The organism is Sulfitobacter sp. EE-36 (assembly GCF_000152605.1).
In the GTDB taxonomy this organism is placed as follows: Bacteria; Pseudomonadota; Alphaproteobacteria; order Rhodobacterales; family Rhodobacteraceae; genus Sulfitobacter; species Sulfitobacter pontiacus.
This window is the reverse complement of sequence record NZ_CH959310.1, coordinates 897,161-912,262: the sequence shown is the minus strand read 5'-3', so window position 1 is coordinate 912,262 and position 15,102 is coordinate 897,161. Positions and strand designations below refer to the sequence as shown.

Sequence of the window (15,102 nt, the reverse complement as noted above, 5' to 3'; positions counted from 1 at the left end):
AGGAGAGTATTCCATGGGATTTGCCACAAATATGCGCATGATCGCGTTAAGCGCTGCCATTGGTCTGGGCCTTGCAGCACAGGCGACAACCGCAAAAGCTGCCGGAACAGAGACGCTTTTGGTCGCGGGCGGCTGCTTTTGGTGCGTTGAAGCGGACTTTGAAAGCGTTAAGGGTGTGAAAGAGGTCGTATCGGGTTTTGCGGGCGGAAGCGTGAAAAACCCCACCTATAAACAGGTCGTCGCCGGCGGCACCGGGCACTATGAAGCAGCGCAGATCCAGTATGATCCGGCGGTGGTGTCTGCGGACCAGTTGCTGTCGATGTTCTTCCGGTCGGTTGATCCGACAGACGCGGGCGGGCAATTCTGCGACCGCGGCGATAGCTACCGCACCGCGATTTTTGCCGACGGTAACGGGCAGAAGGCCGCTGCAGAAAAGGCCAAGGCCGATGCGCAGGCCGCTTTGAGCAAGAACGTCGTAACCCCGATCTTGGGCAAAGCCGCGTTCTACCCCGCCGATGCCTACCATCAGGATTACTACAAAAGCGATGAACGTCTGGCCTTTACCAGCGTCGGCTTGGGCGTGAAGAAATCCGTCGCCTACAAGCGCTATCGCAACGGCTGTGGGCGCGACCAGCGCGTGAAACAACTTTGGGGTAGCGCCGCGCCCTTCGCGAAATAACGTTAACCCCGCGTTAATCGCGAGCGTTAATCTTCGTCAAAACCGTGATCCTGGATGTCTTTGAGGTCCGGGATCACATCCGCCGTCCCTTGCCGCGTGACCATCAAGGCGCCAGCTTGCATTGCCAGCGCAATCGCATCCGGCATCGACAGTTTGCGGTCCAAGGCAGCGATCAAATAGCCGGTAAACGTGTCCCCCGCGCCCGTGGTATCGATGGCTTTGACCGGATAGGCCGGAAAGCTTTGCACCGTTTTCGCCTTGTTAGAGACCCATTTGCACCCCTCAGCGCCCAAGGTCACGATAATATCGTCGATCGGCAGCGCGTCGATGCGGGCACCTGTGGTTTTTTCAAGCGCCTCTGCCTCGACCTCGTTCAACACCAGCAGATCAATGTCGGGCAGAACCTGCGCCACGATTTCAGCATCAAAGGGCGCGGCGGCATAAGCGACGCGCAGGCCCAAAGTATGCGCAGTCTGCGCGGCAAAGCGTTGGCCCAGGGTTTCGTTCTGCATCAGCAGAAAGTCACCGGGCGATGCCTCTGCCAGGGCGGCCCCGATCATCTGGGTGGTGATCTGGTGATTGGCCCCTGAAAACAACACGATAGAGTTTTCGCCATCCTCGGCCACACAGATATTCGCGTGACCGGTGGCCGTGTCGATCATGCTGATATGCTGCGTTTCGACGCCGTATTCCAGCAAGCGGTCCACGGTCCATTTACCGTCCGGCCCCACGGCACCGATATGCATAACGCGCGTTCCGGCGCGGGCGGCGGCGACCGACATATTGGCCCCCTTCCCGCCCAACCCTTGCCGGAAATCATGCGCGGCAATCGTTTCCCCCGGCGCCGGCAGATGCCGCAGATAGTAGAAATTATCCGCGTTGATAGAGCCGAGGTTCCAGATCATTCGCCAACCTTGCAGGCCGCCAGAATAGCCATGTTCAGGATGTCATTCGCGGTGGATGTGGTCGAACAGATCTGGATCGACTTGTCCAACCCCGTCAGGATCGGGCCGATTACTGTGGCGCCCGCCATTTCCTGCATCAATTTGACCGAGATACTGGCCGAATGCCGCGCCGGCACGACGAGGATATTCGCAGGCCCAGTCAGCCGCGAGAACGGATAGTTCTTCTGGCTTTCGGCATTCAGCGCCACATCCACGGTCATTTCGCCTTCGTATTCGAAATCAACCCCTCGTGCATCCAGCACATCGGGGGCGCGCTGCATCTTTTCTGCCCGCTCGGAAACCGGATAGCCAAAGGTAGAGAAGCTGACGAAGGCAACCCGCGGCTCAAGCCCCATGTGGCGGGCGACCTTGGCCCCTTTTTCAGCAATATTCGCAAGGTCTTCTTCGTTCGGCCATTCATGCACCAGCGTATCGCCGATGAACACGATCCGCCCCTTGTGCAGCAGCGCAGTGATCCCGACGGCGCCGTGTTTTGCATTTGCATCGAATACGTGGTTCAGCCGTTCAAGAACATGGGCGGATTTGCGGGTTGCACCGGTCACCAGACCATCGCCATGCCCGTGCGCCAACATCAGCGCGGCAAAGACGTGGCGGTCACGGGCGGCCAGACGGTGGATATCCTTGCTGTCCGACCCCTTGCGCTGCAAGCGATTGTAAAGGAATGACTTATACGTCTCTAGGTGTTGGGTATTGGCCGCATTCACGACCTCAAGCTCGCGGTAGGCATCCTCCATCCCCGCCGCCGTCAGCTTGGCCTTTACGTCGTCAGCACGTCCGACCACCAGCGCCTTGCCCAGACCGGAGCGTTGATACATCACCGCCGCCCGCAGAACCTTGGGGTCATCCCCTTCGGCAAAGATCATCCGCGCCTGATTGGCCCGCGCACGGGCGTTGATCCCGCGCAGGATATTCGCCGTCGGGTCCATCCGCGACTTCAGGCTCAGCTCGTAGGCGTCCATATCGATGATCGGGCGCCGCGCGGCGCCGGTGTCCATACCTGCACGTGCAACAGCAGGCGGAATACGATGGATCAGACGCGGATCGAACGGCGTCGGGATGATGTAATCCCGGCCAAAGCTCAGGTTCTTGCCATAGGCCAGCGCCACTTCGTCCGGCACATCTTCGCGTGCCAGATCGGCCAAAGCGTGGGCGCAGGCGATCTTCATCTCGTCGTTGATGGCGCGGGCGTGGATATCCAGCGCCCCGCGGAACAGGTAAGGAAAGCCCAAAACGTTGTTTACCTGATTGGGGTAATCGCTGCGGCCTGTGGCGACAATCGCATCGGGGCGCACCTCGTGCGCTTCCTCCGGCGTGATTTCAGGATCGGGGTTCGCCATCGCGAAGATCACCGGATTATCCGCCATGCTGGCGACCATCGCAGGCGTTACCGCCCCTTTGACCGACACACCCAGGAACACATCCGCGTTCTTCATCGCCTCTTCCAGCGTGCGCAGCTCGGTCTGCGCGGCATGGGCCGACTTCCACTGGTTCATACCCTCGGTACGGCCCTGATAGATCACACCTTTTGTATCGCACATGATACAGTTGTTGTGCTTGGCCCCCATCGCCTTGAGCAGTTCAAGACAGGCGATCCCCGCCGCCCCCGCACCGTTCAACACGATCTGCACATCTTCGATCTTCTTGCCTGAAATGCGCAAGGCGTTCAGCAGACCGGCAGCACAGATCACCGCGGTGCCGTGCTGGTCGTCGTGAAAGACGGGAATATCCATCTCTTCTTTCAGACGCTGTTCGATGATGAAACATTCTGGCGCCTTGATATCCTCAAGGTTGATCCCGCCGAACGTCGGCCCCATCAGCTTGACCGCGTTGATGAACGCCTCGGGGTCTTCGGTGTCCAGTTCGACGTCGATCGAATTCACGTCGGCGAACCGTTTGAACAGCACCGACTTACCCTCCATCACCGGTTTCGACGCCAGCGCACCAAGGTTGCCCAAGCCCAAAACAGCAGTGCCGTTGGAAATCACCGCAACCATATTGCCCTTGTTGGTATAGTCATATGCCAGCTCGGGATTTTCAGCGATCGCCTCACAGGGAACGGCAACACCGGGGGAATAGGCGAGGCTCAGATCCCGCTGGGTCGTCATCGGGACGGTTGCGGTGATTTCGAACTTGCCCGGCGTGGGTTCAAGGTGAAAGGCGAGCGCCTCTTCGGACGTGATGCGGTTTTTGGTCACTAGAACGGCTTTCCTCATGGTTTCCCGCTTGATATCGCCGATCGGCCCCTCACACAATCATGATGGCGCTCACGGTTTGCACGACGTCGCGGCGACGCCTCACGTGCAACGCCGGTCCGCCCTTTCGTCCGGAGGCGCGGTTTTGTACACAACGTTAACTCGAACCGGGGGCGCAGGGTGACCGAAGAAAAAATCACGCCAATGATGGCGCAATATCTAGAGCTTAAATCCCAGTACGCCGAAGCGCTGCTGTTCTACCGCATGGGCGATTTCTACGAGATGTTCTTTGACGATGCCGTCGCCGCGGCTGAAGCGCTGGATATCGCGCTGACCAAACGCGGCAAACACGGGGGCGAAGACATCCCCATGTGCGGCGTTCCGGTGCATGCCGCCGAAGGGTATTTGCTGACGCTGATCCGCAAAGGCTTTCGCGTGGCGGTATGCGAACAGATGGAAAGCCCGGCAGAGGCGAAGAAACGCGGCTATAAATCCGTGGTCAAACGCGATGTCGTGCGGCTGGTCACGCCCGGCACATTGACCGAGGAATCCCTGCTCGAAGCGCGGCGCCACAACTATCTGGCCGCATTTGCAGAGGTCCGCGATGGTCATGCGCTGGCCTGGGTCGATATTTCGACCGGTGCGTTTCACGTGATGCCCCTGACCCTGTCGCGCCTTGGCCCCGAACTGGCCCGTCTGTCCCCGTCAGAGCTGATCGTGTCAGAAGCGAAAGAGGCTGATTTACGCGAATTAGTCTCTGATTTCGACATCGCGCTGACCCCTATTGCGCGCTCTGCCTTTGACAGCAGCAGCGCTGAGAAACGGGTCTGCGATCTGTTCGGCATCGGGTCGCTCGACGCCTTCGGCAGCTTTGAACGCGCCGATATCTCGGCCATGGGCGCGATCATCGACTATCTCGAGATTACACAGAAGGGCAAACTCCCCCTCCTCCGCCCGCCGCAGAAAGAGGCCGAGGCCCGCAGCGTGCAGATCGACGCTGCCACACGTCGCAATCTTGAACTGACACATGCGCTGACCGGTGGTCGCGCCGGTACGCTGTTGTCCGTTATGGACAAGACAGTGACCGCCGGTGGCGCCCGGCTGCTGGAACGGCGCATTTCGTCACCTTCCCGTGTGTTAGAGACGATTCAATCCCGTCTGGACGCGATCAGCTTTGCCTATGACACACCGTCGATCCGCAATGACATCCGCCAGCATCTGCGCAACGTCCCTGATCTGGACCGCGCCCTGTCGCGCCTGTCGCTGGACCGTGGCGGCCCCCGTGACCTTGCCGCCATCCGCAACGGCCTGACCGAAGCCAGCCATCTGGCCGACAAGATGCAAACCGCCGCCCTGCCCGATCTGCTGGCCCAGGCTGCCAAAGGGCTTACCGGCCATGACAGCCTGATTGATCTGCTCGACGATGCGCTGATCGCCGAACCACCCCTGCTGGCCCGCGACGGCGGCTTTATCGCGCCGGGGTATGACGCCGAGCTGGACGAGGTGCGCACCCTGCGGGACGAAGGCCGCAGCGTCATTGCCCAGATGCAGCAGGATTTCATCACGCTCACCGGTATCTCGACGTTGAAGATCAAACACAACAACGTGCTTGGCTATTTCGCCGAAGTCACATCGACTCACGCCGAGAAAATGCTGTCGGCGCCGCTGTCCGATACCTTTATCCACCGTCAGACCACCGCCAATCAGGTCCGTTTCACAACCGTGGAACTGTCCGAGATGGAGACAAAGATCCTCAACGCGGGCAACCACGCGCTGGAGATTGAAAAGCGGCTCTATGAAACGTTGAAACGCGCGATTCTGGATCACTCCGGCCCGATCGGTGTCGCCTCTGCTGGATTGGCCGAGATTGATCTGGCCACCGGTCTGGCCGATCTGGCGCAGTCCGAAAACTGGGTGAAACCCCGCGTCGATAATTCACGTGCCTTCGACATTCAGGGGGGCCGCCATCCGGTCGTGGAACGCGCCTTGGCCCAGCAATCCGGCAGCCCCTTTATCGCCAACGATTGCACCCTGTCGGCCGATGGCGACAACGCGAATATCTGGCTGCTGACCGGCCCTAACATGGCGGGTAAATCGACCTTCCTGCGGCAGAACGCGATCATCGCGTTGATGGCGCAAATGGGCAGCTACGTGCCTGCCGCCACCGCCCACATCGGCCTGATTAGCCAGATTTTCAGCCGTGTCGGCGCCTCTGACGATCTGGCACGAGGCCGTTCCACGTTTATGGTCGAAATGGTCGAAACCGCCGCAATCCTCAATCAGGCAGACGACCGCGCACTTGTGATCCTGGATGAAATCGGGCGCGGCACGGCGACCTATGACGGCTTGTCCATCGCCTGGGCCACGCTGGAACATCTGCACGATATCAACCGCTCTCGCGCTTTGTTCGCCACACACTACCATGAAATGACCGCGCTTTCGAACAAGCTGGGCGGGGTCGATAACGCCACCGTCGCGGTCAAGGAATGGGACGGAGAGGTGATCTTCCTGCACGAGGTCCGCAAAGGTGCCGCCGATCGGTCCTACGGTGTGCAGGTCGCGCAATTGGCCGGCTTGCCGCCTTCCGTCATCGCGCGCGCACGCGTCGTGCTTGAAGCGTTGGAAAAGGGCGAACGCGAAGGCGGCGCGACGCAGAAAACCCTGATCGACGATCTGCCCCTGTTTGCCGTGGCACCGGCACCTGCGCCCCAACCAAAACAAAGCTCCAAGCTTGAAGAAACGCTGGCCGAGATTATCCCCGACGAGCTCTCTCCACGTGAAGCGCTCGACCTGCTCTATAAATTGAAAGAGGCGGCCAAAACCTGACCGCCTCCCTCACTTCCAAATGGTGTTAAATCCTCCCCGAAGGGCCGCTCTATCCCGGGCGTTTACCCTGCGGGGGTAGAGGAAACGCCGACCTGCGCCGGACGCAGCAGACGGTCGTGCAACATGAAACCTTCGGCGGCCACTTGGATGATATCGCCTGCTTTGGTGTCTGGCACGGGTGCCTCGAACATCGCCTGATGATGCTGCGGATCGAACTTGTCACCCACTGCGGGTGAGATGACTTCGATGCCGTGCTTCTTGAACACGCTCAGCAACTCGCGCATCGTCAGCTCGATCCCTTCCAGCAATGGGCCGGAGATGGTGCGCTGCTCTTCTGTAGCGGCTTCCAGGGCGCGTTTCATATTGTCGTAGACCGGCAGCATGTCGCGCGCCAGTTTCGACCCGCCATAGTTTTCCGCCTCGCGACGGTCCTTGTCGGATCGTTTGCGCGCGTTCTCCGCGTCGGCCAGGGCCCGCATGAAACGGTCTTTCAGCTGGTCACGCTCGGCACGCAATTCGTCCAGTTCCAGCGCTTCGTCGTCAATCTCGGACATCTCGTCGGCATAGGCTTCGGCCTCTGCGTCATCGATATCATCCAGAAATTCGTTCTCTTTCGGCTCTGCCATAATTCACCTCTAGCTGCGGTTCGAAATCAGCTTTCCAACCAGCTGCGCCGTGTAATTCACAATCGGCACGATACGTCCATAATTAAGGCGCGTGGGGCCGATCACACCGACCGCCCCGATCACCTTACGATCAGCGTTCATATAAGGGGAAACGACCAGAGAGGAACCCGAAAGTGAAAAAAGTTTATTCTCAGAACCAATAAAAATGCGCACACCGTCGCCCGCGTCGGCCAATTCGAGGAATTCCGCGATATCGCGCTTGCGTTCAAGGTCGTCAAACAGCTGGCGGATCAATTCGACGTTCTCGGCCTCGCCTTCGGTGTTGATCAGATTCGACCGTCCGCGCACGATCAACCGCTCGGGGGATTCCCCTTCGCCCTGCCACAGCGCCAGACCGCTTTCTACAAGCTGCTGCGCCAGAACATCGATCTGCTGGCGCCGCTGGCTGATCTCATGCGCGATGGTGCGCTGCAATTCCGAGATGGTCTTCCCCTCGACCAGCGCATTCAGGAAATTCGCGGCTTCGCGCATGCTGCTGGGGGTCTGGCCCGGCGGCGGTGTGAACAACCGGTTCTCCACGTGACCGTCGGAAAAGACCAGAACGACCAGCGCCCTATCGTGAGACAGTGAAACAAATTCGATATGTTTGATCGGCGCCTCGTGTTTGGGCGTCAGCACAAGCGAGGCGCCCTGGGTCACGCCGGACAGCGCCGACCCCACCCGATCAAGAATGCCGCTGACATCGGCGTTGTTGCTGCCAACGGTCGCATCGATCTTTTCACGGTCCGTCTCGGTTGGATCGCCGATCTCGATCATGCCGTCGACGAACATGCGCAGCCCCATCTGCGTCGGGATACGACCGGCGCTGACATGGGGGCTGCCGAGCAGGCCCATATATTCAAGATCCTGCATCACATTACGGATCGTGGCCGCGCTGACCTTTTCGCTGAAATCACGGGTCAGCGTGCGCGACCCCACGGGATCGCCATTCGCCAGATAGCCTTCGACCACGCGGCGGAACACCTCGCGCGAGCGGTCGTTCATCTCGTCTAAAACTGTAGGTGTTTTGTCCATAGTGGGAGAAGTATGTGCGACAGGGGGCAAACGTCAATCGGGGTTGCATCGCGCCGCAACGCAGAGTTATCCCCAATGGCAAATGGAAAAGGAAATACCTATGCGCCCCTCTGGTCGGAAACTTGACGAACTGCGTGCCGTATCGATTGAAACGGGATTCACCAAACACGCCGAAGGATCGGCCCTGATCAAGATGGGCGACACCCATGTGCTGTGTACCGCCACGATCGAGGACCGCGTGCCGCCCTTTATCAAAGGCTCCGGTCTGGGCTGGGTCACGGCAGAATACGGCATGCTGCCCCGTGCCACCAACACCCGTATGCGCCGCGAGGCGGCAATGGGCAAACAAGGGGGGCGTACCGTTGAAATTCAACGCCTTATCGGTCGCGCCCTGCGCGCCGGCGTGGATCGCAGTGCCTTGGGCGAACGTCAGATCACCATCGACTGTGACGTACTGCAGGCCGACGGCGGCACGCGTTGTGCCTCTATCACTGGGGGTTGGGTCGCGTTGAAACTGGCGGTGAACAAGCTGATGAAGGCCGGCGACGTGGTCAGCGACCCACTGGTCGATCCGGTCGCCGCGATCAGCTGCGGCATCTATGCGGGCCAGCCCGTGCTTGACCTTGACTACCCCGAGGATTCCGAAGCAGGCGTCGACGGTAACTTTATTATGACCGGCACCGGCAAACTGATCGAGATCCAGATGAGCGCCGAAGGCTCCACCTATTCGCGCGACCAGATGAACCAGCTGATGGACCTCGCCGAAAAAGGCGTGGCAGAGCTGGTCGAGAAGCAGAAGGCAGCCACCGCATGACCCGTAAATTCACCGGCGACCAGATCCTGGTCGCCACCCACAACGCTGGCAAGCTGCAGGAAATGACCGAGCTTTTCGCCCCCTTCGGCGTCACCGTCAAAGGCGCCGCCGAGATGAACCTGGGCGAGCCGGAGGAAACCGAAAACACTTTCATCGGCAACGCCCGCATCAAAGCACGTGCGGCGGTGGCGGCAACGGGCCTTCCCGCGCTTGCAGATGACTCCGGGATCGAGGTCGAAGCGCTGGACAATGCCCCCGGCGTCTATACCGCCGATTGGTCCGAAACGCCCAACGGCCGCGATTTCGTCATGGCAATGACCAAGACCCACAGGTTGCTGGAAGAGGCAAACGCCCCCCACCCGCGCCGCGCGCGGTTCTGCGCAACACTGGTTTTGGTATGGCCCGACGGACATGAAGAGGTTTTCGAAGGCCGCGTGAACGGCACGCTTGTCTGGCCGATCCGCGGCGACATCGGTCACGGCTATGACCCGATGTTCCAACCCGACGGGCACGATCAGACCTTTGGCGAAATGTCCGCCGACGCCAAGAACGCAATCAGCCACCGTGCGGACGCTTTCGCCAAATTGATCTCTGCCTGCTTTGACTGAGGATTGGCGCCAGGGGGGCTTTGGCCTTTATATCCATTGGCCGTTTTGCGAGGCGAAGTGCCCCTATTGTGACTTTAACAGCCATGTTAGTCGCACAATCGACCAACGGGCTTGGCGCGATGCCTATCTGGCAGAGCTTGAACGCGGCGCCGCCGAAACCCAAGGGCGCGTCTTGAACGCCGTCTTTTTCGGCGGTGGCACCCCCAGCCTGATGGACCCCGATGTCGTCGCCGATGTCATCGCCGCGATCCGTCGACTGTGGCCCACGGCGAATGATCTGGAAATCACGCTTGAGGCGAACCCCGGTTCGGTTGAGGCCGTCCGTTTTGCCGCCTTCCGTCAGGCGGGCGTCAACCGCATTTCAATGGGGATACAGGCCTTGAATGACGCGGACCTGAAACGTCTGGGCCGCATCCATACGGTTGACGAAGGGCTTGCCGCTTTTGACATCGCCCGTAATACCTTTGAACGCGTCAGTTTTGACCTGATTTATGGTCGCCAGAACCAGGGTTTGGCCGACTGGCGGACCGAGCTGAAACAGGCCCTATCGCTAGCGATAGACCATATGTCGCTGTATCAACTGACCATCGAACAAGGCACCGCCTTTGGCGATCGCTATGCAGTGGGAAAGCTGCGCGGATTGCCCAGCGATGATCTGGGTGCCGATATGTATGCGGCCACTCAGGATATTTGCGGCGAGATGGGCATGCCCTCTTACGAGGTATCGAACCACGCCCGCGACGGGGCGCAATCGCGGCACAATCTGATCTACTGGCGCTACGGTGATTATCTTGGCATCGGTCCGGGGGCCCACGGGCGCTTGACCCAAAACGGCAATCGCTTTGCGACCGAATGTTTTAGCAACCCCAAACGCTGGCTTGACGCTGTTGCCAGCGGTGCCACCGAAAAGCCCCGCGAGCTTTTGACGACCGAAGATCAGGGGAGCGAGTTTCTGATGATGGGGCTGCGTCTGAAAGAAGGCGTGGATCTGCGCCGGTACGAGGCGCTTTCCGGCGCACCGCTTTCGACAAAAAAAATCACCCAGATGCAGGACATCGGGATGATTTCTAGGGATAAAGACCAGCTTTATGTGACGGATCAGGGCTTTATGGTGCTAAACGCGATCCTGGCCGAGCTTTTGTCGGATTAAGAGGCCGACAGACGTTGGCAAAGCTCGTCCAGCTCGTCCATCGTCGTGTAGTGCAGCACCATCTGGCCCGCCTCCTGCCCCGGCTTGTGGTTCAGGGTTACCTTCAAACCAAGGTTCTCTGACAGATCCCCTTCAAGCGCGCGGGTGTCCGCGTCTTTTTCGTTCGAGGATTTCGCCGCCCGTTTGTTTGGTCCTTCATTCTCAGCTTGCTGCTCTTTCTTGATCAGCGCCTCGGCCGCGCGCACCGACAAGCCGCCGGCGATAATCTGTTTGGCCAGTTTTTCAGGGTTCTTCGACGGCACCAAGGTCCGGGCGTGACCCGCTGTCAGGTCGCCCTGACGCACCATTTCCAGTACATTCTCGGGCAAGTTTAGCAAGCGCAGCAAGTTCGCGATATGACTGCGGCTTTTGCCCAAGGCTTCCGCCATCTTCTCTTGCGTGTGGCCAAAACGGTCCATCAGCTGACGATAGCCCGCCGCTTCTTCGATCGAATTGAGGTCCGCCCGCTGGATGTTCTCGATAATCGCAACTTCGAGAACTTCGACATCGGTGAATTCGCGGACAATGATCGGAAGTTCATGCAGCTGCGCCATCTGCGACGCGCGCCATCGGCGTTCACCCGCGACAATTTCGAACGTCCCATCATCGCGGCGGCGTACGATCAGCGGCTGGATAACCCCTTTTTCGCGAATAGAGTTTGCAAGATCATCCAAATCCTGCGGATCAAACCGCTTGCGCGGCTGCTCCGGATTAGGAGAAATCTTTTCAATAGGAACATACTGTTCCGCCGCGCCTTCTGATGCCACCGTTTGTGTCTCCGCTACGTCCGCCATCAAAGCCGACAATCCTCGACCCAAACCGCGCCGTTTGTCTTTATCTGCCATTGCCTGACCCCTTATTTATACGGCACTATTTGCCAGTACTTCTTTCGCCAGATCGCGGTACGCTTTGGCACCTTTCGACCCGCTATCGTAACTTAGAACCGGCATCGCGTAACTGGGTGCCTCACTGACCCGTACGTTGCGCGGAATAACGGTTCTATATACCAGTTCGCCCAGATTGCTTCGGGCGTCCTGCTCAACCTGTTGCGACAGGTTATTCCGCTGATCATACATCGTCAGCAAAATTCCTTCGATCCGCAGATCCTTGTTCCCGCTCTGGCGCACTTCGCGGATGGTCAGCATCAATTGCGACAATCCTTCAAGCGCGAAAAACTCGCTTTGCAGCGGGACAAGCACCGAATGCGCCGCGATCATCGCATTCACTGTCAGCAGGTTCAGCGATGGCGGGCAATCAATCAGGATATAATCGAAGGCGTAGCTGTCCATCTGCGTCTGCCGAAGCGCGTCATGCAGAAGAAAACTACGCTTTTCATTGGCGATCAATTCCATATCTGCGGAACTCAGATCGACAGTGGCGGCAACGATATGCAGGCCTTCTGTCTCGGTCGTCATAATTACTTGATCAAGGTCGATATCCTCAAGCAAAAGCTCGTAGGTCGTAAATTCCCGATCATCCAGTTCAATACCCAGACCAGTTGACGCGTTTCCCTGCGGATCAAGGTCAATCACCAAAACGCGCTGCTTCTGCTCAACCAACGCCGCCGCGAGGTTGATCGTCGTCGTGGTTTTGCCCACCCCACCCTTCTGGTTCGCAATCGCAATAATTTTGGGCCCCGAAGGTCGAGACAGATCAGACATGTTTGATTTCCTTGATCTTAAGAATTGCGGCGGATGGGTTCGTCTGGCTTTGGATCGCGTCGCAGGAATATGCCCAGGTCTCTCTCGCGGCGGTATCCTCTGCGCGCCAGTTCTCCCCCTTCGGGAAAAGCGCAGTGCCAGTGGGTAAGAGATGGCGATCTGCAAAGCCGAGCAAAGCGGTCAAGTCGGACAAGGCCCGCGCGCTTAGTACGTCTGCTTCCAAGGGCTCAATCTCTTCAATCCGCGCGTTCGCCACCGTTGCGTTCAGCTCAAGCTCCCGAATGGCTGTTCTCAGGAACGCGCATTTACGCTGGTCGCTTTCGACCAACGTAAATTTCGTCGCACGCTCGTCTTGCTGCGACATCAGCGCTACGACAATTGCCGGAAAACCGCCACCGCTTCCAAGATCCACCCAATGACTCGCATTGGGCGCATGGGAATAGATTTGTAGAGAATCCAAAATGTGACGCTCCCACATCTCGGGGACGCTCGGCTTGGAAATCAGATTAATCTTCGCGGTCCATTTCTCGACCAAACGCGAAAAATGCTGAAGCTTCTCCAATGTTTCACGTGAAACATCCTCCTCAAAAGCGCCCATCATGCAGACTTCTTCTGGCTGCCGCGCTTGAGGTGAGACAAGAGCAGCGTCAGGGCAGAGGGTGTCATACCGTCAATTCGGGCCGCCTGCGCGAGATTGGTCGGGCGTGTCAGCGACAGCTTCGAGGTAAGCTCATTTGACAGCCCGTCGATGGCTTCATAATCAAAATTCGCAGGAATAACATGCGCCTCGTCCTTCTGGAGGAGGTCGATATCCCGTTGCTGACGCGCGATATAGTTTGCATATAGCGCATCCCGCTCGACCTGACGGCGAATTTCGGGTTCTACCGTTTCAAGCGCTGGATTAATCAAGACGATCTGCTCGAATGTCACATCCGGAAACGCCAACAGTTGGAAACCGGTCCGCTTCGTTCCATCTTGGCTGACCTTGATCCCTGCCGCCTCGATCGCCTTTGATGCATAGGGCGTTTTAGTGAGCTCTGCCATCGCTGCGTCGATTTTGGCCATTTTGGCGTTAAAATGCGCAACCCGCTCTTGCGAGACGCAGCCCAAGGCAATCGCCAAAGGCGTGAGGCGCTGGTCAGCGTTATCAGCACGAAGCGACAACCGGAATTCGGCGCGAGAGGTGAACATGCGATAGGGCTCTGTCACACCCCGGGTGGTCAGGTCATCAATCATCACGCCAATATAGCTATCGGCGCGGCTGAACGTCACCGGCTCTTTACCCTGTGCTGAAAGCGCCGCGTTCAATCCGGCAACCAAACCTTGTGCTGCAGCTTCTTCATAACCGGTTGTCCCGTTGATCTGACCAGCGAGATATAGGCCAGGCACGGTCCTCACGGAAAGCGCGAGGTCAAGGGCGCGGGGGTCAACATAGTCATACTCAATCGCATAACCGGGCTGGATGATTTCTACATTTTCTAACCCGACCATTGACCGCACATAGGCAAGTTGAACATCCTCAGGCAGCGAGGTCGAAATACCATTGGGGTAGATGGTGTGGTCATCGGCGCCCTCAGGCTCCAGGAAAACTTGGTGCGAGGTTTTATCAGCGAAGCGAACGACTTTATCTTCGATCGACGGGCAGTATCGGGGTCCTACCCCGTCGATATGCCCCCCGTACATCGCGGAGCGCGACAGGTTATCGCGAATAATTTGATGCGTTTCTTCATTGGTATGCGTAATACCGCAGGAGATTTGCGGGGCCGACGTCGCCTCTGACAAGAAAGAGAACAAGACAGGCTCATCATCTCCGGGTTGCGATTCCAGCTTTTCCCAGTCAATCGTCCGCCCGTCCAAGCGCGGTGGCGTCCCCGTCTTCAAGCGTCCGAGGGGTAAGTTGAACGAATCAATGCGCTTTGCCAGGTCGACGGAGGCTTTATCGCCCATCCGACCGCCGGAGCGCGACACATCTCCAATATGGATGACCCCGCGCAAGAAAGTACCAGTCGTCAAAACAACCTCAGCCGCAGCGATCTGTTCACCATCGGCAAGAACGGCACCAGAAACCTTGCCATTGTCGAGAATGAAGTCGGTCACCTCCCCCTCTACGATGGTCAGATTTTTCTGACGTTCGGTCTCGGCCAGCATTTCTTTCCGATAGATCGCACGGTCCGCTTGCGCCCGCGGTCCTTGAACGGCGGGCCCTTTGCGGCGATTCAAAAGACGGAACTGGATGCCGGCTTTGTCCGCGACACGCCCCATAACACCGTCCAGCGCGTCAATCTCGCGCACCAAATGCCCCTTACCCAGCCCGCCGATAGCCGGATTGCAGGACATCACCCCGATCCCGTCGCGCGACATCGTGATCAAAGCAGTATTCGCGCCCATACGCGCGGATGCGTGGGCCGCTTCGGCTCCGGCATGGCCGCCACCGATAACTATCACGTCAAAATGTTTCACGTGAAACA

Annotated in this window: 13 protein-coding genes; 5 read left to right on the top strand and 8 right to left on the bottom strand. The window is 58.5% G+C overall.

Annotated elements, in window-relative coordinates:
* Positions 1 to 13 precede the first annotated feature (13 nt).
* A complete protein-coding gene (gene msrA / locus EE36_RS06985) occupies positions 14 to 679 on the top strand; it encodes a peptide-methionine (S)-S-oxide reductase MsrA (protein ID WP_005850795.1) in 666 nt (221 codons plus the stop codon).
* 26 nt (positions 680 to 705) lie between these two features.
* Here msrA and EE36_RS06980 read toward each other — a convergent pair whose 3' ends face one another.
* Both EE36_RS06980 and EE36_RS06975 read right to left on the bottom strand, forming a co-directional pair.
* Positions 706 to 1,584, bottom strand: a complete 879-nt coding sequence (locus EE36_RS06980) for a ribokinase (RefSeq protein WP_005850793.1) — start codon at positions 1,582 to 1,584, stop codon at positions 706 to 708.
* Positions 1,581 to 3,839, bottom strand: coding sequence for an NADP-dependent malic enzyme (locus EE36_RS06975; protein ID WP_005850791.1), 2,259 nt, complete (start codon positions 3,837 to 3,839; stop codon positions 1,581 to 1,583). Before EE36_RS06975 ends, EE36_RS06980 begins: the two co-directional genes overlap by 4 nt.
* Positions 3,840 to 4,040: 201 nt before the next feature.
* Between EE36_RS06975 and mutS the strand changes: the two genes are divergently transcribed.
* Positions 4,041 to 6,662, top strand: a complete 2,622-nt coding sequence (gene mutS, locus EE36_RS06970; protein ID WP_005850790.1) for a DNA mismatch repair protein MutS — start codon at positions 4,041 to 4,043, stop codon at positions 6,660 to 6,662.
* A gap of 62 nt (positions 6,663 to 6,724) precedes the next feature.
* Here the strand turns inward: mutS and EE36_RS06965 are convergent, their stop codons facing one another.
* Both EE36_RS06965 and hrcA read right to left on the bottom strand, forming a co-directional pair.
* A complete protein-coding gene (locus EE36_RS06965) occupies positions 6,725 to 7,288 on the bottom strand; it encodes a nucleotide exchange factor GrpE (protein ID WP_005850788.1) in 564 nt (187 codons plus the stop codon).
* Between the two features lie 9 nt (positions 7,289 to 7,297).
* Entirely contained in the window at positions 7,298 to 8,332 is a 1,035-nt protein-coding gene (hrcA, locus tag EE36_RS06960; protein ID WP_005850786.1) for a heat-inducible transcriptional repressor HrcA, read from the bottom strand.
* 130 nt (positions 8,333 to 8,462) lie between these two features.
* On the opposite strand from hrcA, the gene rph reads away from it, so the two are divergent.
* Genes rph through hemW form a run of 3 tightly spaced genes read left to right on the top strand, consistent with a single transcriptional unit; the run spans position 8,463 to position 10,934 of the window.
* Positions 8,463 to 9,176, top strand: a complete 714-nt coding sequence (rph, locus tag EE36_RS06955; protein ID WP_005850783.1) for a ribonuclease PH — start codon at positions 8,463 to 8,465, stop codon at positions 9,174 to 9,176.
* Positions 9,173 to 9,784: an RdgB/HAM1 family non-canonical purine NTP pyrophosphatase gene (rdgB, locus tag EE36_RS06950; protein WP_005850781.1), complete on the top strand. Its 612-nt coding sequence runs from the start codon at positions 9,173 to 9,175 to the stop codon at positions 9,782 to 9,784. Before rph ends, rdgB begins: the two co-directional genes overlap by 4 nt.
* Positions 9,777 to 10,934: a radical SAM family heme chaperone HemW gene (gene hemW, locus EE36_RS06945; protein ID WP_005850779.1), complete on the top strand. Its 1,158-nt coding sequence runs from the start codon at positions 9,777 to 9,779 to the stop codon at positions 10,932 to 10,934. The genes rdgB and hemW overlap by 8 nt, the downstream gene beginning before the upstream one ends.
* Here the strand turns inward: hemW and EE36_RS06940 are convergent.
* From EE36_RS06940 to mnmG, 4 genes are read right to left on the bottom strand one after another with little or no spacing between them, the layout of a single operon-like run.
* Entirely contained in the window at positions 10,931 to 11,818 is an 888-nt protein-coding gene (locus tag EE36_RS06940) for a ParB/RepB/Spo0J family partition protein (RefSeq protein WP_005850777.1), read from the bottom strand. The genes hemW and EE36_RS06940 overlap by 4 nt on opposite strands.
* Before the next feature lie 15 nt (positions 11,819 to 11,833).
* The gene (locus tag EE36_RS06935) at positions 11,834 to 12,634 is read right to left on the bottom strand and encodes a ParA family protein (RefSeq protein ID WP_005850775.1); all 801 of its coding nucleotides are present in this window, start codon (positions 12,632 to 12,634) and stop codon (positions 11,834 to 11,836) included.
* Entirely contained in the window at positions 12,627 to 13,235 is a 609-nt protein-coding gene (gene rsmG / locus EE36_RS06930; protein ID WP_005850773.1) for a 16S rRNA (guanine(527)-N(7))-methyltransferase RsmG, read from the bottom strand. The genes EE36_RS06935 and rsmG overlap by 8 nt, the downstream gene beginning before the upstream one ends.
* Positions 13,232 to 15,094, bottom strand: a complete 1,863-nt coding sequence (gene mnmG, locus EE36_RS06925) for a tRNA uridine-5-carboxymethylaminomethyl(34) synthesis enzyme MnmG (protein WP_005850771.1) — start codon at positions 15,092 to 15,094, stop codon at positions 13,232 to 13,234. Before mnmG ends, rsmG begins: the two co-directional genes overlap by 4 nt.
* Positions 15,095 to 15,102: the final 8 nt, after the last annotated feature.

Coding starts and splice junctions, on each gene's coding strand:
- msrA (WP_005850795.1), top strand. CDS start 14: ATGGGATTTGCCACAAATATGCGCATGATCGCGTTAAGCGCTGCCATT.
- EE36_RS06980 (WP_005850793.1), bottom strand. CDS start 1,584: ATGATCTGGAACCTCGGCTCTATCAACGCGGATAATTTCTACTATCTG.
- mutS (WP_005850790.1), top strand. CDS start 4,041: ATGATGGCGCAATATCTAGAGCTTAAATCCCAGTACGCCGAAGCGCTG.
- EE36_RS06965 (WP_005850788.1), bottom strand. CDS start 7,288: ATGGCAGAGCCGAAAGAGAACGAATTTCTGGATGATATCGATGACGCA.
- hrcA (WP_005850786.1), bottom strand. CDS start 8,332: ATGAACGACCGCTCGCGCGAGGTGTTCCGCCGCGTGGTCGAAGGCTAT.
- rph (WP_005850783.1), top strand. CDS start 8,463: ATGCGCCCCTCTGGTCGGAAACTTGACGAACTGCGTGCCGTATCGATT.
- rdgB (WP_005850781.1), top strand. CDS start 9,173: ATGACCCGTAAATTCACCGGCGACCAGATCCTGGTCGCCACCCACAAC.
- EE36_RS06940 (WP_005850777.1), bottom strand. CDS start 11,818: ATGGCAGATAAAGACAAACGGCGCGGTTTGGGTCGAGGATTGTCGGCT.
- EE36_RS06935 (WP_005850775.1), bottom strand. CDS start 12,634: ATGTCTGATCTGTCTCGACCTTCGGGGCCCAAAATTATTGCGATTGCG.
- rsmG (WP_005850773.1), bottom strand. CDS start 13,235: ATGATGGGCGCTTTTGAGGAGGATGTTTCACGTGAAACATTGGAGAAG.